Annotated in this window: 20 protein-coding genes; 15 read left to right on the top strand and 5 right to left on the bottom strand. The window is 65.2% G+C overall.

Translation table 11 applies throughout. From position 1 onward, the window contains the following. Positions 1–15: 15 nt before the first annotated feature. Positions 16–1155 (bottom strand): carboxylate-amine ligase, encoded by a 1140-nt coding sequence (locus DDF70_RS12690; RefSeq protein ID WP_114945222.1) that lies wholly within the window; start codon positions 1153–1155, stop codon positions 16–18. Positions 1156–1329: 174 nt separating this feature from the next. Continuing rightward, positions 1330–2076, bottom strand: coding sequence for a 16S rRNA (uracil(1498)-N(3))-methyltransferase (locus DDF70_RS12685; RefSeq protein WP_114945221.1), 747 nt, complete (start codon positions 2074–2076; stop codon positions 1330–1332). A gap of 207 nt (positions 2077–2283) precedes the next feature. On the opposite strand from DDF70_RS12685, the gene DDF70_RS12680 reads away from it, so the two are divergent. From DDF70_RS12680 to lpxK, 7 genes are all read left to right on the top strand, one after another. Continuing rightward, positions 2284–2751: a hypothetical protein gene (locus tag DDF70_RS12680; protein WP_114945220.1), complete on the top strand. Its 468-nt coding sequence runs from the start codon at positions 2284–2286 to the stop codon at positions 2749–2751. A gap of 18 nt (positions 2752–2769) precedes the next feature. Then, a complete protein-coding gene (gene ubiA, locus DDF70_RS12675) occupies positions 2770–3699 on the top strand; it encodes a 4-hydroxybenzoate octaprenyltransferase (protein ID WP_114945219.1) in 930 nt (309 codons plus the stop codon). Between the two features lie 80 nt (positions 3700–3779). After that, complete coding sequence (locus tag DDF70_RS12670; protein ID WP_114945218.1) at positions 3780–4583, top strand: inositol monophosphatase family protein; 804 nt, start codon at positions 3780–3782, stop codon at positions 4581–4583. A 59-nt stretch (positions 4584–4642) separates the two neighbouring features. Continuing rightward, positions 4643–4876 (top strand): DUF4170 domain-containing protein, encoded by a 234-nt coding sequence (locus DDF70_RS12665; protein ID WP_009763868.1) that lies wholly within the window; start codon positions 4643–4645, stop codon positions 4874–4876. A gap of 14 nt (positions 4877–4890) precedes the next feature. Continuing rightward, complete coding sequence (locus DDF70_RS12660) at positions 4891–5625, top strand: lysophospholipid acyltransferase family protein (protein WP_114945217.1); 735 nt, start codon at positions 4891–4893, stop codon at positions 5623–5625. Further along, positions 5622–6911 carry a 3-deoxy-D-manno-octulosonic acid transferase gene (locus DDF70_RS12655; protein WP_114945216.1) on the top strand — a complete coding sequence of 430 codons (1290 nt, stop codon included), beginning with the start codon at positions 5622–5624 and terminating at the stop codon, positions 6909–6911. The genes DDF70_RS12660 and DDF70_RS12655 overlap by 4 nt, the downstream gene beginning before the upstream one ends. Further along, on the top strand, positions 6911–7927 hold the full coding sequence (gene lpxK, locus DDF70_RS12650) for a tetraacyldisaccharide 4'-kinase (protein ID WP_114945215.1): 1017 nt from the start codon (positions 6911–6913) through the stop codon (positions 7925–7927). The genes DDF70_RS12655 and lpxK overlap by 1 nt, the downstream gene beginning before the upstream one ends. 13 nt (positions 7928–7940) lie before the next feature. Here lpxK and DDF70_RS12645 read toward each other — a convergent pair whose 3' ends face one another. Together DDF70_RS12645 and xseA are read right to left on the bottom strand one after the other, a co-directional pair. Next, positions 7941–8159 (bottom strand): DUF2093 domain-containing protein, encoded by a 219-nt coding sequence (locus DDF70_RS12645; RefSeq protein ID WP_114945244.1) that lies wholly within the window; start codon positions 8157–8159, stop codon positions 7941–7943. 70 nt (positions 8160–8229) lie between these two features. Continuing rightward, complete coding sequence (xseA, locus tag DDF70_RS12640) at positions 8230–9804, bottom strand: exodeoxyribonuclease VII large subunit (protein WP_114945214.1); 1575 nt, start codon at positions 9802–9804, stop codon at positions 8230–8232. A 186-nt stretch (positions 9805–9990) separates the two neighbouring features. On the opposite strand from xseA, the gene purD reads away from it, so the two are divergent. From purD to DDF70_RS12615, 5 genes are all read left to right on the top strand, one after another. Then, the gene (purD, locus tag DDF70_RS12635) at positions 9991–11268 is read left to right on the top strand and encodes a phosphoribosylamine--glycine ligase (protein WP_114945213.1); all 1278 of its coding nucleotides are present in this window, start codon (positions 9991–9993) and stop codon (positions 11266–11268) included. 155 nt (positions 11269–11423) lie between these two features. Then, on the top strand, positions 11424–12332 hold the full coding sequence (locus DDF70_RS12630) for an alpha/beta fold hydrolase (RefSeq protein ID WP_170316066.1): 909 nt from the start codon (positions 11424–11426) through the stop codon (positions 12330–12332). Positions 12333–12465: 133 nt separating this feature from the next. After that, on the top strand, positions 12466–13080 hold the full coding sequence (locus DDF70_RS12625; protein ID WP_114945211.1) for a hypothetical protein: 615 nt from the start codon (positions 12466–12468) through the stop codon (positions 13078–13080). A 46-nt stretch (positions 13081–13126) separates the two neighbouring features. Beyond that, entirely contained in the window at positions 13127–14131 is a 1005-nt protein-coding gene (locus tag DDF70_RS37360) for a calcium-binding protein (RefSeq protein WP_205772421.1), read from the top strand. 197 nt (positions 14132–14328) lie between these two features. Then, positions 14329–15021: a GH25 family lysozyme gene (locus DDF70_RS12615; RefSeq protein WP_114945210.1), complete on the top strand. Its 693-nt coding sequence runs from the start codon at positions 14329–14331 to the stop codon at positions 15019–15021. Positions 15022–15034: 13 nt separating this feature from the next. Here DDF70_RS12615 and DDF70_RS12610 read toward each other — a convergent pair whose 3' ends face one another. Beyond that, positions 15035–15463, bottom strand: coding sequence for a nucleoside deaminase (locus DDF70_RS12610; protein WP_114945242.1), 429 nt, complete (start codon positions 15461–15463; stop codon positions 15035–15037). Positions 15464–15568: 105 nt separating this feature from the next. Between DDF70_RS12610 and DDF70_RS12605 the strand changes: the two genes are divergently transcribed. The 3 genes from DDF70_RS12605 (at position 15569) to DDF70_RS12595 (ending at position 20879) form a co-directional block, all read left to right on the top strand. Next, positions 15569–17641, top strand: a complete 2073-nt coding sequence (locus tag DDF70_RS12605) for a pseudouridine synthase (RefSeq protein WP_114945209.1) — start codon at positions 15569–15571, stop codon at positions 17639–17641. A gap of 230 nt (positions 17642–17871) precedes the next feature. Continuing rightward, positions 17872–18429 (top strand): 16S rRNA (guanine(966)-N(2))-methyltransferase RsmD, encoded by a 558-nt coding sequence (rsmD, locus tag DDF70_RS12600; protein WP_114945208.1) that lies wholly within the window; start codon positions 17872–17874, stop codon positions 18427–18429. Positions 18430–18539: 110 nt separating this feature from the next. Then, the gene (locus tag DDF70_RS12595) at positions 18540–20879 is read left to right on the top strand and encodes a calcium-binding protein (protein WP_162820367.1); all 2340 of its coding nucleotides are present in this window, start codon (positions 18540–18542) and stop codon (positions 20877–20879) included. Positions 20880–20895 lie beyond the last annotated feature (16 nt).

Here is a 20895-nt window from a genome sequence, read left to right as displayed (position 1 = left end):
GGTCCATGCGATCCGCTAGTGCCGGATCCCCGTTTCTCCCATCGTCTCAGCACTGAGCCAGTCAACCACGCCGGCGAGCGCGTCCCGGTTCGACAGGCCGCGGCCGACCGCTTCGGTATAGAGCGTCAGCTGCTGGTCGGCGCTGGTGCCGCGCGCCACGATCCAGCGGGCGAGATCGAGCTCCCGCTGGCAACCGAGCGCCTTGGCGTCCTCGGCCACGAGATCAAGGGTCTCGTCGAGGAGTTCCCGCACGGGCTTGGCGGTGCGCGTCTTCTCGTCGACGAAGCTGCCGTGGATGCCGTAGCGCTGAGCCCGCCAGCCGTTCTCGTCGTTGATGGCCCGCGAGGCGCCGGTCTGGCCGGCGTTGAGCGTGGTGTCGAGGCTCAAGTGGCGCACGAGGCAGCGGTAGAGGGCGGCGATCGCGATGGTGTCGTCGAGGCGCGTGCAGCTGTCGGCCACGCGCAGCTCGAGGGTCGGATGCTTGAGCGACGGGCGGATCACCCACCAGACATAGCTGGAATTCTCGATGGCGCGGGCGGCCACGAGGGTGTCGATGTAGCGCTGGTAGTCCTGCTCGTTCTCGAACAGGTCCGGGAGACCCGTGCGCGGCAGCTCGCGATAGGCCGCGAGCCGGTAGCCGAGAAGGCCCGTGCGCTGCGCCTGCCAGAACGGCGAGGAGGTCGAGAGCGCGAGCAGCAGCGGCAGGTAGGGCTGGATCCGGTTCATGATGTCCACGCGCATGCTCAGCTCAGGCACCTCCACGTGGACATGCATGCCGCACAGGACGTTCCGGCTGCCGAGCATCTGCAGGTCGTGCATGACCTTCCCGTAGCGCGGCTGCGCCGTGGGGCGGACCCGCGACCAGACGGCGAGCGGATGGGTGCCGGAGGCCATGATGGACAGATCGAACTCGCGCGCGACGGCGCCCACGGAGGACCGGAGCCCGGCAAGCTGCTTGCGGGCCTCGGAGAATTCCAGCACGGGCTTGGTGGCGATCTCGATCTGCGGCTCGAGCATTTCGGGGTGAATGTCGCCCGAGACCCTGTCCCGGCAGGCGGCAAAGAATTCCTTGATCTTCCCCTTGGCGATATCCCGTTTCGGCGCATCGTTGACGAAGTACTCTTCCTCGATGCCGAACTTGAAATCCCAGCTCATTTCCTTGGTATCCTCTGTTCTTATTCAGAAATGATCTTCGCGCGTGCGGACCGGCCTGCGGCGATCGCGCCCAAACTCCGGCGCAATAGGGCCAGATTGGGGCGAATCGCCGTGAAACTGCTAAGCTTCTGAATCTATAGGCTGATCGGCTTCAGTCTTTGTCGGCCGGCGTGATCAGTTCCAGTCGCCCAGCACGGACTGAACGATTGCCAGCGCGGCCACAGCGGCTGTGTCAGCTCGCAGGATTCGCGGACCCAACGATACGCAAACACAACTTTCGTGGGCGGCGACAAGCGCTCTCTCCTGATCGGTGAACCCCCCTTCGGGGCCCACGATAACGGCCAGACCAGCTTGTTTGTTCCCAAGCTTGGCCAGGGCTTCGACCGGGTTGGAAACGGGCGCGTTCTCGTCGCAGAAGACGACCAGCCGATCCTTCTCCAAGCCTTTGAGAAAACGTTCCAAATCCTGTTCTTCCCGCACCCCGGGGATCGCCAGGATTCCGCATTGCTCGGCGGCCTCGATGGCGTTGCTGCGCATGCGGTCGAGGTTGACCCGGGTGGCCTGGGTCCGACGAGTCAGGACGGGCTGCAGAACGCCCGCCCCCATCTCCACGGCTTTCTGGACCATATAGTCCAGCCGGGCATGCTTGAGCGGCGCGAAGGCATAGATGATGTCGGGAGCAGCCTCCTGGTCCCGGGTCCGCTCCACGCAGACGAGATCGGCGGCCTTGCGCCCCTCGACCGCGACCTCGGCCCGCCACTCCCCGTCCTGCCCGTTGAAGATCAGCACGGTTTCCCCCGCCTTTAGGCGCAGGACGTTCAGGAGGTAATTGGCCTGCCCCCGGTCGAGCGCGATCCTGGACCCGGCCCGGAGGGGCGCGTCGACGAAAAGGCGGGGAGCGTTGAAGTCGTACTCGGCCATGGGGATCTTGTGCTGAACAGCCTCCCCTGTATCAAGTTCCTCCGCCCCGAGGGAGGGGGCCGGCCGTCTTGGTCACCAAAAATTCAGGTGCGGGATGGCACAGGCTGTGCTTTAGGCGACCATTCGCCTCTTGGCCTCAAGGCTCCGAACCTGTTAACAGAACACAGGCGCGCGAGACGTCGCGTGCCAAACGAGGGAATTTTGGGCATGACGCACATCCGTTCGCATATCCTGGCTGCGTTGGCCGTCGCCGGCATTTTCGTGTCCGCTCCTGCTTTTGCGCAGTCGAGCGCCTGCCAGGAAGGGCAGAAGATCCTGCAGGAACGCCAGGGCCTCATCCAGCAGATCAACAAGCTCACCAACGGCGGCAAGAACAAGAAGCTCGACCCGCGGGAGGCCTGCACCATCTTCAGCAAGCTCGTGACGAACGGAGCGGCCGGCCAGAAGTGGATGACCGACAACAAGGATTGGTGCCAGGTTCCCGACCAGCTGGTCCAGAGCTTCTCCGAGGACCATAAGCGGTCCCAGCAGTTCAAGGGTCAGGCCTGCGGCGCGGCCGCCAAGATGGCCGAGATGGAGAAGCGCGCCAAGCAGCAGGCCCAGCAGGGCGGTGCCGCCGGCAAGATGGGCGGCGGCCTCACCGGCACCCTGAGCGTCCCGAAGGGTGCCCTCTAAGCCGGGTCCTTGAAAGCCATGGAGCGTCCCGGCGCGCCTTCCCTGCCCGATGCCGTGAAGGGCCATTGGGCCGATCGCTGGGCACCCCCGGGCCTCCGGCCCTATCTGCGCCTTGCCCGCATCGAGCGGCCCATCGGCTGGTGGCTGCTTCTCCTGCCCTGCTGGTGGTCGGCGGCGCTTGCCGCCGTCGCGGCGGGACAGCCCTGGCCGAACCCGGTCCATTGCCTCCTCTTCCTGATCGGCGCCGTGGCCATGCGCGGGGCCGGCTGCACCTATAACGACATCGTGGACCGGGATCTGGACGCCCGCGTCGAGCGCACCCGTCAGCGCCCTCTGCCCTCGGGGCAGGTCAGCCTGAAAGGCGCCCTGTCCTTTCTCGCGTTTCAGGGCCTCGTCGGCCTTCTGGTCCTGCTCCAGTTCAACGCCTTCGCCATCGCGACCGGCTTCGCCTCGCTGGGGGTCGTCGCTCTCTATCCCTTCATGAAGCGCTTCTTCTGGATGCCGCAGATCGTCCTGGGCTTTGCTTTCGCCTGGGGCGCCCTGATGGGCTGGGCCGCGGCCTTCGGCTTCCTGAGCTGGGCCGCCATCCTCCTCTATCTCGGCAGCATCGCCTGGGTGGTGGGCTACGACACCATTTACGCCCTGCAGGACATCGAGGACGACGAGATCGCCGGGATTAAGTCCTCGGCCCGCTTCTTCGGCGAGAACGTGAAGCTCGGCGTCGGCATCTGCTATGCGCTGACCCTGGTCTTCATCACCGCGTCCCTGACCCTGGCTCGGGCGGGCTGGCCGTCCTTCGCGGGCTTGAGCCTCTTCGCCCTCCACCTGGGCTGGCAGGTCGCGCGCATCGACCGGGCAGACGGTGCGGGCGCGTTGCGTCTCTTCCGGTCCAACCGGGATGCCGGCCTGATCCTGTTCGCGGCCATGACCCTCGACTGCTTCATCTAGAAGCAGCAGCCCCGTCGAAAGGGAAGGTTTAGACGGGAGGGCTATGGTATCTCCTCCCGATAACCCCCATCTCAGGTTCGATGCTGTCTTCCTCCAACCATCCGATCACCGCTCTCGCACCTGCCGTCCGTGACGCCGCTCTCCGGGCGGGCGAGATGGCCCTGCCCTATTACCGCGCCGGCGCGCAGACAGCCGCCAGGCTCTGGTACAAGGGGCAGAGTTCTCCAGTGACGGAAGCTGACATCGCCCTCGACCTCTTCCTGAAAGAGCATCTTTCTGCGCTGTTCCCCCAGGCCGGCTGGCTCTCCGAGGAAACGGCCGACGATCCGTCGCGCCTCGAACAAAGCTATGTCTGGATCGTCGATCCCATCGACGGCACGCGAGCCTTCGCTTCCGGGCTTTCCGACTGGGCCGTTTCCATCGCCCTGGTCAAGGACGGAAGACCCGTTCTCGGCATTCTCAACGCTCCGATCCATGAGCGTCTTTATGAAGCACGGATCGGCGAAGGGGCCTGGTGCAACGGCGAGAGGCTGACGCTGCCGGAGGTCGACGACTTCTCCCACGCCCGGGTGGCCGGTCCCAAACCTCTGGTGGACCGGTTCGAGCGCCGCATGGGCCCGGTCGAGCGCCTGCCCAAGGTGCCGTCCCTGGCGCTGCGGCTGGCCCGGGTGGCGGACGGCACCATCGATGTCGGGCTCGTTTCCGCCAATGCGCAGGACTGGGACATCGCCGCCGCCGACCTCATCCTGCAGGAGGCGGGCGGCCGCCTAACGGGATTCGATGGTTCGACCCCTGTCTATAACAGGCCCCAGCCCTCTCACGATGAGATGATTGCCGTTGCGTCACGGTTGCATCCTCGTGCTATTGGAGCCATGAGAGCCTGACATCGTCGGCTCGCACCGACCCCAACCCTTCCAACACTCTTCAGAAGAGCCCTATCACCATGACCGACACGCCTGGCAAGCAGCTCCTGCATCTGGTTTTCGGCGGGGAGCTCAGCAGCCTCGAATCCGTCGATTTCAAGGATCTTTCCAAGCTCGATATCGTCGGAATCTACCCGAACTATGCCAGCGCCCATGCGGCCTGGAAGGCCAAGGCGCAGGCGACCGTGGACAATGCGCAGATGCGCTACTTCATCGTCCACCTGCACCGCCTCCTGGATCCGCAGAACGGCTGACCCTTCAAGCCGCCATGGGTCTCATGAAGCGCATCATCCGGTCGCGAGCGGTCCAGGAAACCCTGGGCTTCGTCGTCGCGGGCTATCTCAAGTTCGTCCAGCGCACGAACCGGTTCGTCATGGAACCGGCCGATGCCTATGACCGGATCGAGATGCCCGTGATCGCCGCCATGTGGCACGGGCAGCACTTCATGATCCATTTCGCCAAAAGGCCGCAGGACCGTGCCGCGAGCCTCGTGTCGCGCTCCGGCGACGGCGAGTTCAACGCCGTCGCCCTGCGCCACCTGGGCGTGCGGGCGATCCGCGGCTCTGGGGCGCGGGGCCGCGATATCCGCAAGAAGGGCGGCGCCCAGGCCATGCGGTCCATGCTGCGGGCCCTGAGCGATGGGGAAATGGTCGTGATGACCGCCGACATCCCGAAGATCTCGCGGGTCTGCGGCCAGGGCATCGTGACGCTCGCGCAATTGTCCGGCCGTCCCATCGTACCCGTCGCCGTGGTCACGAGCCGACGCATCGATTTCGACAGCTGGGACAAGGCCAGTATCGGCCTGCCCTTCGGGCGCGGAGCGATGGTGCTCGGCGAGCCGGTCCATGTGCCGCGCGAGGCGGACGATCTGACGCTGGAATCCTTGAGGAAGACCGTCGAACGCGAACTCGACCGGGTCCACGAGCGGGCCTATGCTCTTGTCGGATCGAGGGATCCGGGCGCCAAACCCGATCCCGTGCTCATGGAAGGCTCCCGGGCATGAGCTTCCCGATCGTCTTCAAAGCCTATCGCACGGCGGTATCCGTGCTGGAACCGGCCGTGCTCGGCCTCCTGTACTGGCGCCAGCACAAGGGGCGCGAGGACCGCACGCGCCTCGGCGAGCGGCAGGGCTACCCCAGCCGGCAGCGGCCCAAGGGCCACCTGATCTGGGTTCATGGCGCCAGCATCGGCGAGACCCTGTCCCTCCTGCCCATCGTGGAACGGATGACCCAGCGCGGTCTTGCAGTCCTGGTCACGTCGGGCACGAAGACGTCCGCGTCTTTGATCGCCCGTCGGCTCCCGCCCGGGGCCATTCACCAGTTCGTCCCTCTAGACGTGCCACGTTACGTGAAGCGTTTCCTGGAGCACTGGCAGCCCGACCTCGCCCTGATCGCGGAATCCGAGATCTGGCCGAACACGATCATGGCGCTCGCCGAGCGTGACATCCCGCTCGTCATGGTGAACGGACGCATGTCGGATCGTTCGTACCGCCGCTGGCAGAAGATGCCGCGCATCATCAAAGGCCTCCTCGAACGGTTTGCCCTGTGCCTCGCCCAGACCTCCGAGGATGCCGAACGCCTGGCGCGGCTCGGCGCTCCCCGGGTGATCGTGACGGGAAACATCAAATTCGACGCGGCCCCTCCCCCGGCCGATCCACGGGTGGTGGCCCATCTCTCGGGCATGATCGCAGGCCGCCCCGTCTGGCTCGCCGCCAGCACGCATCCCGGAGAGGAGAGCGTGATCGTCGCCGTGCATCGCGCCCTGGCGAAGCGCTATCCTCAGCTGCTCACCATCATCGCTCCACGCCATCCCCATCGCGGGCCGGAGGTCGCGGCGCTGGCGGGTCAGGTCAGCCTGCGGGCGGCCCGGCGCTCCGAGGGCATTCACCCGGACCGGGCGACGGACGTCTACGTGGTCGACACGGTGGGCGAGATGGGCCTGTTCTACCGGCTCTCCCCGATCGTCCTCATGGGCGGTACCCTGGTGCCCGTCGGCGGGCACAACCCGATCGAGCCGGCCAAGCTGGGTGCGGCCATCCTGCATGGCCCGCATGTCCATACCGCCACCGAGATCTATGAGGCCCTCGATCAGGCGCGGGGCGCCGTGATGGTGAAGGACAGCGCCACTCTGGCCCGGGCCGTCAACGAATTGCTGAACAACGCGGCGCTCACGCGCGACATGGCCCGCAAGGCCGGAGAGGCCGTGCAGGTGCTCGGCGGCGCCGTGGACCGTACCATGCAATCGGTCGAGCCCTTCATCGTCCAGGCGAAGCTGGGGGCGCGCCGCTGATGCGCGCGCCACGCTTCTGGTGGCACCCCTCCCCCTCACTGGCGGCCAACCTGCTGCGCCCTGCGAGCATCATCTACACTTCCATCGCGACGCGACGGATGAGCCGTCCGGGCGAGAGAGCGGACCTTCCCGTCATCTGCATCGGGAATTTCACCGCAGGCGGCGCCGGCAAGACGCCGACGGCCCTGGCGGTCGCAAGGATTCTGGATGCGGCGGGCGAGAGCCCGGCCTTCCTGTCGCGGGGCTATGGCGGCAGCCTTCCGGGTCCTGTCCAAGTTCGCCCCCCTCAGCATACGGCTTCCGATGTAGGCGACGAGCCCATCCTGCTCTCGAAGGCCGCCCGAGCCATCGTGTCCCGCGACCGCCCGGCCGGGGCACGGCTGGCCCATGAATCCGGCGCGACCGTCGTGATCATGGATGACGGGCTTCAGAATCCGTCACTGATCAAGGATTGCGCCATTGCGGTCGTGGATGGAGCGACCGGGATCGGCAATGGGTTACCATTGCCGGCCGGGCCGCTGCGCGCCCCGATGGACGTGCAATGGCCTGCTATCGATGCGGTGCTGATCATCGGCGATGGCGAACCGGGGAGGAAGATTGCCGAGGAGGCCGCAAGGCGCGACAAGCGCATGTTCGAGGCAAGGCTCGAACCGTCCCCGGAGGTCGCCCAGTCTCTCGAAGGCAGGAAGGTCCTGGCCTTCGCCGGCATCGGGCGGCCCGGCAAGTTCTTCGAAACCCTGCGCGCCTGCGGGGCCATCGTCGAAGCCGTTCATTCGTTCCCCGACCATCATCGCTACACGGCGGCCGACCTCGCAGCTTTGCAACAAGAGGCCGAGGCACGGGGACTTGTGGCCGTGACGACGGAAAAGGATTTCGCGCGGGTCGCGGCGGTGAGGGATACCAAGCCTTGGCCGAACCTGCTGGTCCTGCCCGTGCGGCTCCGGATCGAGAACGAGGCGGGACTGCGCAACCTGCTCCTGCGCTGCATCAACGAGAGGCGTTTGCGCGCCACGTGAACGGCGATGGGCGTTATCGAGGCGCGGGCTGACCCGTGATGCGCATCATGACCGCCTCGGGCGATGCATAGGCCTCCTGCCTTTCGACGCTCCAGTATTTCAGCTCGTCGAGCGGAATTTCGACGCCCGTGACCGCGCAGCGCACATAGGCTCCGGGCTTCACGACCCGAAGGTTGCTGTCGAGATATTGCACGACGGCCTCGCCGCCGCTGCGTTCGATCTTGTTCAACATCGATGACATCGAGAAATGCGTTGCGCCTTTCTTCACATAAGCAGGTGAGCTGAGGAATTCCAATCCTCAATCAGAACAAAGCGCCCTGCTCTTCCGCCACCACGAGCTTCGGCTTGGCCACCCTCGGCCGCGATCCGATCCGCCCGCCGGTCGCATCCGCCTTGCCGTCTGCGAATTCGAGCACAAGGGCTCGGCCGTCCAGCACCGCATCGGCCGAGTTGAGCGGCTGCCCGTCCGCGTCGCGGACCAGGGCAAAGCCGCGCTTGAGCACGGATTTGTAGTTCAGGCTGTCGAAGAGCTTGGACAGAGCCTCCAGCCGGTCGGCCTTGCGGGCGATCTGCCCCTGCAGCGCCGGCACGAGACGCTCGGCCACGCGCTGGGTGAGTTCATGCCCTTGCGCAAGGCGCGTCCGCTCGGCGCGCAGCAGCGCCTCGCGGGACACCACCAGGCGACGGCCGATCTGCTTCAGGCTTTCCTCGCGCAGAAGGACGGAGCGGCAGACCGCATTGTAGGGACGAGGACCGACCGCATCGAGCCGGGCCCGCATGCGGGCGACATTGGCCACCGGCGAGACATGGGCCAACTGGCGCGCGACCTTGAGCAGGCGCTCTTCATGTCCGCGAGCATTGCGGGCGAGCGCCGGATAGAGCTTGGCGGCCGCAAGGTCGAGCCGCTGGCGCTTGGGCGAGAACAGGGCCTCGGGCGTCGGCAGGGCACGGGCCGTGGCGCGCAGATCCGACCGTCGGCGCTCCACGAGACGCAGCGTCGCCTCCATGTGGCGGCGGGAGAGATCGTTGACGGCCGCCATGAGCTCGACCCGCACCGGCACCACCATCTCGGCGGCGCCCGTGGGCGTGGGAGCCCGCCGGTCGGACGCATAGTCGATCAGGGTCGTGTCGGTCTCGTGGCCGACCGCCGAGACGAGCGGGATGGCGCTCTCGGCGGCGGCGCGCACCACGATCTCCTCGTTGAACCCCCACAGATCCTCGATGGACCCGCCGCCGCGGGCGACGATCAGCACATCCGGCCGCGGGATCCGCCCGCCGGGCTCCAGCGCATTGAAGCCGCGAATGGCGGCGGCGACCTCCGCCGCGCAGGTCTCGCCCTGCACGCGCACGGGCCACACCAGCACCCGGCGCGGGAATCGGTCCTCCAGCCGGTGGAGGATGTCGCGGATCACCGCGCCGGTCGGCGAGGTGACGACGCCGATCACCCGCGGCAGGAACGGCAGGGGCCGCTTGCGCTCCTGGGCGAACAGCCCCTCCGCGCTGAGCTTGCGGCGGCGCTCCTCGAGCAGGGCCATGAGCGCACCGATGCCGGCGGGCTCGAGGGTCTCGACGACGATCTGGTACTTGGACGAGCCCGGAAACGTGGTGATGCGCCCGGTGGCGATGACCTCCATCCCCTCCTCGGGCCGGATCTTGAGCCGGGCGAAGGATCCTTTCCAGATCACCGCGTCGATTCGGGCATTCTGGTCCTTCAGGCAGAAATAGGCATGACCCGACGAATGCGGCCCCCGATAGCCCGATACCTCGCCCCGCAGGCGGACATGACCGAACGCATCCTCCAGGGTGCGCTTGAGGGCGCCCGCCAGATCGGAGACCGACCATTCGGGAGCATTCGAGGGAGCTTTTTCTGCGAACATGAGGTGAACCTAATCCGCCCAGCCACAGCCTGCCAAGGGCGGGAACGCAACAGCCGTTCACAATGCGGAACTATCCCCTGTGCATTTCGCCGCGCCCGCGAAACAGGCTTGGTTTCACGCTTTCGAGACTAGGCGCAAAGACCCGTAGGGGCTAAGAGCGCACGCATCTTCAGGGAGAGCTCAGGCATGAACATTCTTCTCATCGGGTCCGGCGGACGGGAGCATGCTCTGGCGCGGAGCCTCTCGGCGAGCGCCCTGTGCGACAACCTTCTCATTGCCCCGGGCAACCCCGGCACGGCGCAGCATGGCACCAACGTGGTCCTCGACGTCACGGACCACAGGGCGGTCATCGATCTTTGCCGCGTGATGAAGGTCGATTTCGTCGTGGTCGGCCCGGAGGCGCCGCTGGTCGCGGGCCTTGTGGACGATCTCCAGGCTGCGGGGATCAAGGCGTTCGGACCGAGCAGGGCCGCCGCCCAGCTCGAAGGCTCGAAGGCCTTCACCAAGGATCTCTGCGCGGAGTTCAACATTCCCACCGCCGCCTACCGGCGCTTCACCGATGCGGAATCTGCGAAAACCTATATCCGCAATTACGGCATGCCGATCGTGGTGAAGGCGGACGGCCTCGCAGCCGGCAAGGGCGTGGTGGTCGCCACCTCGTTCGAAGAGGCCGAGGCCGCCATCGACATGATGATCGGCGGCGGTCTCGGCGCCGCCGGAGCCGAGGTGGTGATCGAGGCTTTCCTCGAAGGCGAAGAGGCGAGCTTCTTCGCCCTCTGCGACGGCACACACGCGGTCGCCTTCGGTACGGCTCAGGACCACAAGCGCGTCTTCGACGGCGACCAGGGCCCGAACACCGGCGGCATGGGGGCCTATTCGCCCGCCGCCGTGATGACGCCGGAGCTTCAGGCCCGCGCCATGCGCGAGATCATCGAGCCGACGCTCGCCGGCATGAAGGCGCGGGGCACACCCTATACGGGCATCCTTTATGCGGGGCTGATGCTGACCAAGGAGGGGCCGCAGCTCATCGAATACAACGCCCGGCTCGGCGACCCCGAAACCCAGGTGCTGCTGCCGCGCCTGAAATCCGATCTCGTGACGGCGCTCCTGGCCGCCTGCGACGGCGTTTTGAACAGCATCTCCCTCCAATGGTCGGATCAGGCGGCGCTCACCGTCGTCATGGCCGCCAAGGGTTATCCGGGGGCCGTCGAGAAAGGCTCGGAGATTCGCGGCATCGACAAGGCAGAAGCGCTGGACGACGTCATTGTCTTCCATGCCGGCACGAAACAGGACGGCGACAAAATCGTTGCCAATGGCGGACGCGTGCTCAACGTCACGGCCCTGGGACGCACGATCTCCGAGGCACAGGCCAAGGCCTATGACGCGGTATCGAAGATCGACTGGCCCGAGGGCTTCTGCCGGAAAGACATCGGCTGGCGCGCCGTGGAGCGCGAGCGGAGCTGAGCTGAGCGTCGCGTACTTCTATCGAGGGATGACGCTACGGTAGAAAACTCTCGTTAGAGTTGCACCACATTTTCCTGAACGGAGACGGTCCCTACTGAGAAGAAATGCCCTACCTTCTCGCAGCGTCCTTACCCCCAACCAGCGAGCGCCCCTCCATGAGCGACGATCTCTTTCCCGATTTCGAAAGCCACTGGATCGACACGGAGGTGGGACGCATCTTTGCGCGTTCGAAGGGCAACGGAAAGCCGCTGGTCCTGCTGCACGGTTTCCCCCAGACTCATGTCATGTGGCACCACCTCGCGCCGACATTGGCCGAGACCTACAAGGTCGTCTGCCTGGACTTGCGCGGCTATGGCTGGTCCGCTGCCCCCAAGGGCGATCCGAAGCACGAGACCTATTCCAAGCGCGCCATGGGCCGGGACGTGATCCGGGTGATGGAAGCGCTGGGGCATGTGCATTTCGCCGTCGTCGGACACGATCGCGGAGCCCGCGTGGGCTACCGGCTCGCCCTCGACCATCCGGGCCGGGTGGAGCGCCTCGCCCTTCTCGACATCCTGCCGACCTATCATGTGTGGGAGGAGATGCGCTCGGGAAAAGTTCCGGAAGCGCACTGGGGCTATCTCTCGCAGGCCTACCCGAAGCCGGAAGAAGAGATCGGGCGCGATCCGATCCCCTATTTCGAGGGCCTGATGCGGCAATGGTCGGCCGCGGGCGATCTCAGCGCCTTCGATCCACGAGCGCTCCAATTCTACTGGCAGAGCTGCAACGAACCGACCCGCATCCACGCCTTCTGCGAGGATTACCGGGCCGGTGCGACTCAGGACATCGAGGCCGACGAAGCGGATCTTGCCGCGGGCAAGACCATCCAGTGCCCGACCTACCTGATCTGGAGCGACTACTATCTCGTCAGCGGCCCCGTCGGCGACAGGAAGCAGCCGCTCGAGATCTGGCACCAGAGCTTCGCCCCGAAAGCAACCGGCACCGGCATCTCCTCAGGGCACTTCGTGGCGGAGGAAAACCCGAGCGCGACGCTGGAGGCGTTGCAGACTTTTTTACAATCTTAAGCATCTATTTGTTCGCCTGACGCAAAGGAATCTGCGAGGGCACATTGCTACGCTTCTTCGTTACAAGCCGAATTGCGGTCGAGAAATAATATGTTATATCAATTCAATAATCTTTTATTGCTGGAGCCTATCGATGGCTGTTTCCTTGCCCCACAAGATCAACTTCCAAACTCCTGTTAAGAAAGGCGATTTCGTTGCCCTCGACGACGGAAACTTCATGGCTATCTGGAGCGATCAGAGTGGCCATCTTTACCGCACGGTCCTCAAGCCGGACGGGACGGTCATCAGGGGGCAGGAACTGATCGCGTCAGGCACGAATGTTTCATACACCGAATTGGACACGGCTCGCCTTTCCGACGGCAGGATTGTGGTTACTTGGAAGAAGGAGAGCGGGAGCCAAAGCGTCATCGAAGCGACCGTCCTGGACAAGGCCCAATATTCTGCAGGAGCCACCCTCCGTGTCAGCGCCGCTGATGCCGTCGACCCGGGATCCATTTCTGTCTTCGCGAACGCGAACAGCGGCGCATCCGTATTTTATACGAGTACAGTTGAATCCGGCGCGGCCGTATACAGCGCTCTGCTCACGCAGCCAAATGGTGGGGCTTGGCAGATTGCCCCGCCGGTCTTTCACCACAGGTATCCCAGCGATACAACATTTGTAATGCCGAACGGGACATATGTCCGGGGCTATGCGGAAAGAACGGACAACGGTACAACCGATTTTTTTTGCCGCTACTTATACAGCTGAAGGCCTGGTCTCAGACTGGGTCACATTTTACACTGCCAGTGGAGCATTGGATATTCATCCCGGCTTCGCACCCGTCGGGAACGACAAGTTCGTGGCCGTGTGGGACGCGCTCGGAGGCGCCAACGGAACAACTCATGTCTTCCGGGTACAGACCTTCAATGCCAATATTCAAGCTCAAGGAGCACCGATCGATTTCGTTGCTCCGGGTGCCGACCTCGTCGGCACTCCTGTCGTCACTCCGCTTGCGAACGGCGGCTTCGCCATCGCGTTCCAGGCTGCGGTCGGCGCGGACGAAAATGTGTATGTGGCGGCAGTTTCTGCAGCCGGTCAGGTCATTCAGGATCTTGTTCCTGTCGGAGGAACAACGGATGGAGATCAGCAAGCTCCATCCATCATTCCGCTCGCAAACGGTTCTTTCGTTGTCAGCTGGATGAGCGCATCCACTTTCGTCACCGAAGTTTACGGAAGTACGGGAACAACAGCCCCGGCAGATCCCAGCACGCCCTCGATGCCCAACACCCCCACTTGGTCCGCGACGCAAGACAACGATCTCTATACTGGCACGACCGGGAATGATCACGTGAACGGTCTCGGCGGCAACGACAGGCTCGATGGCGGGGCCGGGGACGATGAACTCTCGGGCGATGCCGGCGACGACTTCCTTGAAGGCGGTGTGGGCTCGGACATTCTGCACGGCGGACTAGGTCGAGATACCTTGAGCGGAGGAGCCGGCGCGGACTCGTTCTATTTCGATTCCGCCGTGGCCAAGAAGAAGAACACCAACATCGACAAGATCATCGGCTTCAACGTCAAGGACGACACGATCTACCTGGCGAAATCGATCTTCACGAAGCTCAAGGCCGGAAAGCTCAAGAAGGACGCCTTCTTTATCGGCAACAAGGCTCACGACGGCTCGGACCGGATCATCTACGACAACAAGTCCGGCAAGCTCTTCTACGATGCCGACGGCACAGGAAAGCAGCAGCAGATTCAGTTCGCGACGCTCGATAAGAAGCTGAAGATGACGGAAAAGGACCTCTTCGTGGTCTAATGCATCGAACGCAAAAGTGGGAACCGGTTTTGTGTGGAAAGATGCAGGAAAACAAAAGCTTGGAGCATCGGACGCGAGTTCGAATTTGCGTCCGATGCTCTAAAGCCATTCCCGCTTGAATTCTCACGGCTTCCGGCATCGCGCCGGAAGCCTTTTCTTATTGAGCGCGGGTCCAAACACATTACGAGCGGCGTTTCATGCGACTTTTCAACCGCAGCTTTCTCATTCCCGCAATCGTCTGCGCGAGCGCCATAGCCCTCGCCATCCTCTACATCCGGTTTTACGAGCCCGACCGTACCGCCTATCCCATGCGCGGCATCGACGTCTCGCACCACCAGAAAGAGATCGACTGGCGCAAAGTGGCCCGTGACGACGTGAGCTTCGCCTTCATCAAGGCGACCGAGGGCGGCGATCATCGCGACACGCGGTTCGCCGTGAATTGGAAAGAGGCCCAGGCTGCCGGCCTGAAAGTTGGCGCCTATCACTTCTTCACGTTCTGCCGCCCCGGCAGCGACCAAGCCAGGAATTTTCTCGATGCGCTTGGAACGGACGAAGGTTCGCTCCCGGCGGCTTTGGACCTCGAGTTCGGCGGAAACTGCAACGTCACGCCGGCCCCCTCGGCCATCAGGGCCGAGATCGATCGCTTCCTCGAACCTGTCGAGCGTCATACGGGCAAGCCCGTCGTTCTGTATGTCACGCCGGAATTCTGGGATGCCTATCAGCACATCCTGCCGGAAAGACCGCTCTGGATCCGCTCCCTCTTCTGGAAACCGCCCCAGAAGGAGTGGAGTGTCTGGCAATACCGCAATGCCGGCAGAGTTGACGGGATTTCAGGACGTGTCGATCTGAACGTCGTTCGGGATATGGACGCGCTGTCACCTGGGCACTGATTCACACCTGCTCTCAGCGCCGATCCTCGAAAAATCCCTTCAGCAACTCCCCCGCCTCGCTTTCCCGGATCCCGCCATAGACCTCCGGGGCGTGGTGGCAGGTGGGCTGGTCGAAGAAGCGCACACCGTTGTCGACCGCACCGCCCTTCGGATCGTAAGCCGCGTAATAGACGCGCCGGATCCGGGCGAAGGAGATCGCTCCCGCGCACATGGTGCAGGGCTCCAGAGTCACGTAAAGATCGCAGCCGGAGAGCCGCTCGTCGCCCAATGCCTCGCAGGCCCGGCGGATGGCGAGCATTTCCGCATGGGCCGAGGGGTCCCGCAGCTCGCGCGGACGGTTGCCCGCCGAGGCAATTACCTGGCCGTCCTTGACGACGGCGGCGCCCACGGGCACCTCCCCGCGCGCGGCGGCGGCGCGGGCCTCGTCGAAGGCCACGCTCATGGGATCCGGTCGTCCCGGATCAAGAGGTTCGTGATCGGCGTTATCCGTCAATCGGTTCGCTCCTTAACCCTCGCTTCTCTGGAACTCCTCTGCTATCAGGCTCCCATGACCGACAGCAACGACGATAATCGCAGGGGCCGTTCCTCCGGACGCTCCGACCGTGGCCGCCCCTCGGGTGACAGGCCTCCCCGCAAGCCCCGCGAGGGCGGCGAGCGCCCCTTCCGCGCCCGAGGCGACGACGACCGCCCGCGCAAGCCCCGAGAGGCCGGCGACCGGCCCTTCCGCAGCCGCGATGGTGACAAGCCGTTCCGCCCGCGCGGAGAAGGTGGCGAGCGCCCCTTCCGCAGCCGTGACAACGATGAGCGCCCCCGCCGCTTCGAAGGCGGCGAGAAGAAGTCCTTCCGGCCGCGCGGCGAAGGCGGAGACAAACCGTTCCGGAGCCGCCCTTCCGGCGACAAACCCTTCCGCGGCCGCGCCGGCGACGAGCGCCCGCGCCGCTTCGACCGCTCGGCCGAGGACCGTCCGCGCCGCGCCCGCGAGGAGAGCCCGGTCGTGCGGGCCGAGCCGCAGGAGCCCGTCGAGGACCGGATCGCCAAGGTCATCGCCCGGGCCGGCGTCGCGTCCCGCCGCGACGCGGAGGTGCTGATCGCGGAAGGCCGTGTGACCCTCAACGGCCAGGTGCTGGAATCCCCGGCCATCAACGTGACGGCGGCCGACAAGATCACCGTGGACGGCGAGCCCCTGCCCGCCAAGGAGCGCACGCGCCTGTGGCTCTTCCACAAGCCGCGCGGCCTCGTCACCACGGCGCGCGATCCGGAAGGCCGTCCGACCGTGTTCGACAACCTGCCCGAGGACCTGCCGCGCGTGGTGGCGGTGGGCCGACTCGACATCAACACGGAAGGCCTGCTGCTGCTCACCAACGACGGCGGCCTTGCCCGCGTGATCGCCCACCCGGATACCGGCTGGCTGCGCCGCTACAAGGTGCGCGCCCATGGCGAGATCAACCAGGCGGACCTCGACAAGCTCCGCGACGGCATCAGCATCGACGGCATCGATTACGGGCCCATCGAGGCGCGCCTCGACCGGATGCAGGGCGACAACGTGTGGATCACGATGGGCCTGCGCGAGGGCAAGAACCGCGAGATCAAGCGCATCCTCGAACATCTCGGCATGCAGGTGAACCGCCTGATCCGCATGTCCTTCGGCCCGTTCCAGCTCGGCGACCTCGAGGTCGGCCTCGTGGAAGAGGTGCGCACCAAGGTGCTGAGGGATCAGCTCGGAGAGGCGCTTGCCGTCGAGGCAGGCGTCGATTTCGAGAGCCCCGTGCGTGAGCCTATCGCGCCCTTCGGCTCGTCCAAGAAGCAGGACCGCGAAGACCGCGGCGAGCGCCCCTCGCGCTTCGCCCGCGACCGGGACGACGAGCGCCCGCGCCGTCGCCGCGACGACGAGGAGCGGCCGTCGCGCGGCCGTGGCGGCGACCGGTTCGAGCGCGACGAGGAGCCCAGGAAGCGTCCCTCGCGCCTCGATGTGAAGACGAGCGTGTGGCGTGCCGGCGAGACGGACGAGGATGCCCCGCGCCGGAAGTCTCCGCGCCGCGGCGCGGATCCGAAGGAAGCGCGCGCGGCGAGCGGAGAACGCCAGCGCGAGCGCGTCGGCGCAATCTCGTCGAGCGAAGGCCGCAAGGTCGTCGTGGAGCGTCTCGTGCGCCAGCCGCAGGAAGAGGAAGCGCCTGCCCCACGCCGGGGCCGCGCCGCTGCCGGCGAGGATCGCCCGCGTCGTCGCGACGACCGCGATGCGGCTCCCGCCCGCCGTGGCCGCGAGGGTGGAGAGCGCCCGTCGCGCCACGACGACGAGCGTCCACGTCGCCCGGCCGGCGACAGGCCTTTCCGCGCCCGGTCCGAGGGCGACGAGCGTCCGCGCGCCCGCCAGGGTGAGCGCCCCTTCCGCTCCCGCGAGGGAGGCGAGGACCGCCCGCGCAAGCCGCAGGGTGATCGCCCGTTCCGCGCCCGTGGCGACGATGACCGTCCCCGTCGCGGCCCTCCGCGTGGCGACGCCCCCTCCCGCGGCGGCCCGAAGGGCGGCGGCTTCAAGGGCGGCCCCAGGGGCGCGTCCAAGGGCGGGGCCTCGAAGGGAGGCTTCAAGGGCGGTTCGAAAGGCGGCCCGCGCGGTCGCCGTTGAGCCAAGAGGAAACACCAACCTTATCCTGAAACGCTGGCTTGCAAAGCGCGCGGGGCTCTCCTCCCCCTTGCGGGGAGGAGTTGGAGGTGGGGGTGTCGGCGCCCCGCCTTCATAGGCGATCGCCCCCCTTAATCCCTCCCCTCAAGGGGAGGGAAACATGCGCACCACTTTACGATCCAAACTTCCGGGACGAGAGCTTCCGATGAGTTTCTGATTGTGGGGACCAACTTATGAGAATCGTGGGCGGACGCTGGCGCGGCCGTTCGCTGAAGGGGCCGAGTTCGGACGCGATCCGGCCGACGTCGGACCGCCTGCGCGAGACGCTCTTCAACATCCTTCAGCACGGCTATGACGACCCCATCGAGGGCGCGCGCGTGCTCGATCTCTTCGCCGGCACCGGAGCCCTGGGGCTGGAGGCGCTTTCGCGCGGGGCCGCCTTCGCGCTCTTCGTCGACGACGGCGCGCAGTCCCGCGGCATCATCCGCGAGAACGTGGAATCCCTCGGTGCCGGCGGCGCCACCCGCCTCTTCCGCCGAGACGCCACCCGCATGGGAGACGCCGCCCCCAACGCCCCCTTCTCCGTGGTCTTCTGCGATCCGCCCTATGGCAAGGACCTCGCGCCCAAAGCCCTGCGCTCCTGCGCCGAGGGCGGATGGCTCGTGCCCGATGCCCTCGTGATCGTGGAAGAGGCGCAAGGCGCCGAAGTCACGCTGCCGGACGGTTTCGAGGAGATCGAGCGGCGGGACTACGGGGAGACGAAAGTGGTGTTCGGGCGCTTTACCGGGTAAGGCCCCATACCTCTCCCTACGACAAGACGGTTGTCCTATCGTCGATTCCGCATAACATTACGTCACCGCGCCGTGAGGCGCCTTTCCTTTCGACGTAATGGATGATTACCATGGCCGCGCCGTCTTTCTGGGGGGCTCCGTTCTCGCTTCCGTCAGGGATCCAGTTCCCGCATATGACGGCGCTGAGCAACGGCACTTTCCTGTTCCTCGGAAAGACGGGGACTTCCCCCGATTACAAGCTCAAGGCCTGGATCTACAACGCGGACGGCTCCCTGAAGGCTGAGCAGATCCTGGACGTTCCGGATCACGGCCTGCCAGGCATCGGCGGGAAGCTGGAGATCCCGGCGATCGATCCGATGGCAGTGGAATTGCCCGATGGACGAATCGCGATCACGTGGACGGTGAACACGCCCACGTCCGGTAACACCTACGTGGCTCCCTGGCTTTGCATCTATAGTGCCGATCTCGCATCGATCGGAGTGCCCAAACCGGTTTTCGATCCAGTCTCCGGCACCAGGGATTATGCGGAATCCGTCGCAGCACTCGGTGATGGAGCCCTGGCCATCACCGTCCGCGACGAAGCCAACGGCCACGCCTATCTGCGCGTGTTCAGCCCGGATGGTACACGGCTTGCAGCGCTGGACCTTGGTTTGGCTGGCGGTCATGAACCGGGAGGTGTTCTCACCGATGTAACAGCCCTGGACAATGGCAATGCCGTTGTCGTTGTGCGTGAAAACACGTCTTCCCTCAGAGGCTATGTGCTCACGCCATCCGGCACCGGCGTGCCGACCCTGTCGACTCCCTTCTCCATCTCGGCGAGCACATCGCCCATCAAGGATGGGATCAAGGTCACCGGCCTTGAAGGCGGCGGCTTCGTCGTGACGTGGATGGAGCAAGGCGCAGCCGGAACGCCCGACTTCAACACCTTCCTCCAGGTCTACAACGCCGAAGGCAGCCCCGTCTCCGCTGCAAAGCCCGTCTCGTCCCTCGCATTTCCGGATCTTCTCTCGGCCGGTCATTCCGATGTACTCGCACTCCCGAACGGCGGCTTCGCCGTGGCCTACGAGAGAGCGACAGGAGCGATCGGAGGGACGCCAGGGCTGGAAATCCATCTCGCCATCTTCGACAGGCACGGCACACGAATGGCCGACGATGTCCGTGTCAGCCAGGAGGCGACGACTGCGTCCATCTATTTGCGTGAACTTCAGCTCATGGCCGACGGGCGCATTCTCGTCTGGCACTCGCAGGGCATTCAAATCATTGACCCGCGCGACCACGCAGTCGTTCTGACAGGTACCGCCGCCAACGATCATTACATCGGCACCGCCTTTGACGACACCTTCGATGCCGGTGCTGGCGTGGACAGGCTCGAAGGTGGCGGCGGCAACGACACTTACGTGATCGACCATTCCGGCGGCCAGGTGGTGGAGAAAGCCGACGAGGGCATCGACACGGTTCTGACGAGCGTCAGCCATGCCCTGAGCTCCCATGTGGAGCATCTCACGGCCACCGGGACAGCTTCCATCGCCCTGACCGGCAATGAACTGGCGAACGTGATCACCGGCAATGCCGGCGCGAACCGGCTCGATGGCGGCGCGGGTAACGACATCCTGCACGGCGGTCTCGGCGACGATACGCTGGACGGCAGCATCGGCACGGATGTTCTCGATGGCGGCGAAGGTTTCGATTTCGCCTCGTTTGCATCGGCCTCATCGGGTGTGGCCGCAAACCTCTCCGGCGGCGCGGGCGATACCTTCATCGGGATCGAAGGCCTTCTGGGTTCGTCTTTCGACGATGTCTTCACCGGCAGCGGATCCGCACTTCTCAAGGGCGGCCGCGGCAACGACACCTATTTCGTCGGCAACGGGGACGTTGTCGGCGAGGCAGCTTACGAAGGCCACGATACGGCGGTCGCGAGCGGCAGCTACGCGCTGAGAGCGGATGCCGAGATCGAGATTCTCAGGCTCGAGGGCGTATCATCGAAAGCGAGCGCCAATCTCACCGGCTCGGATACGGACAATGCCATCATCGGCCATGGCGGCACGAACACCCTCAGGGGCCTGGGCGGCAACGACACGCTCTCCGGTGGGGCCGGGAACGACAGGCTCTATGGAGGCGCCGGTAAGGATGTCTTCGTGTTCGATAAATCTCTCAGCCGGACGAAGAACGTCGATCGGATCTACGATTTCGATCCGAGAGACGACTCGATTCATCTCGAGAACAAGATCTTCACCAAACTCGGCAAAGGCTCGGCCACAGGCATCAAGCTCAAGTCGGACATGTTCGTGAAGGGCAAGGCCGCCAAGGACGGGAACGACCGGATCGTCTACGACAAGGGTACCGGGGCGCTTTACTACGACCCGGACGGCACGGGTTTCAAACCGCAGGTGAAGTTCGCCACGCTGAGCAAGAACCTCAAGCTCAGCCACAGCGACTTCTTCGTGATCTGAGCGGCGCATATCGGCC

Origin of the sequence: Microvirga calopogonii, from assembly GCF_003347665.1 — a bacterium.
Classification (GTDB): Bacteria; Pseudomonadota; Alphaproteobacteria; order Rhizobiales; family Beijerinckiaceae; genus Microvirga; species Microvirga calopogonii.
This window is presented reverse-complemented; position numbering and strand designations above follow the sequence as displayed.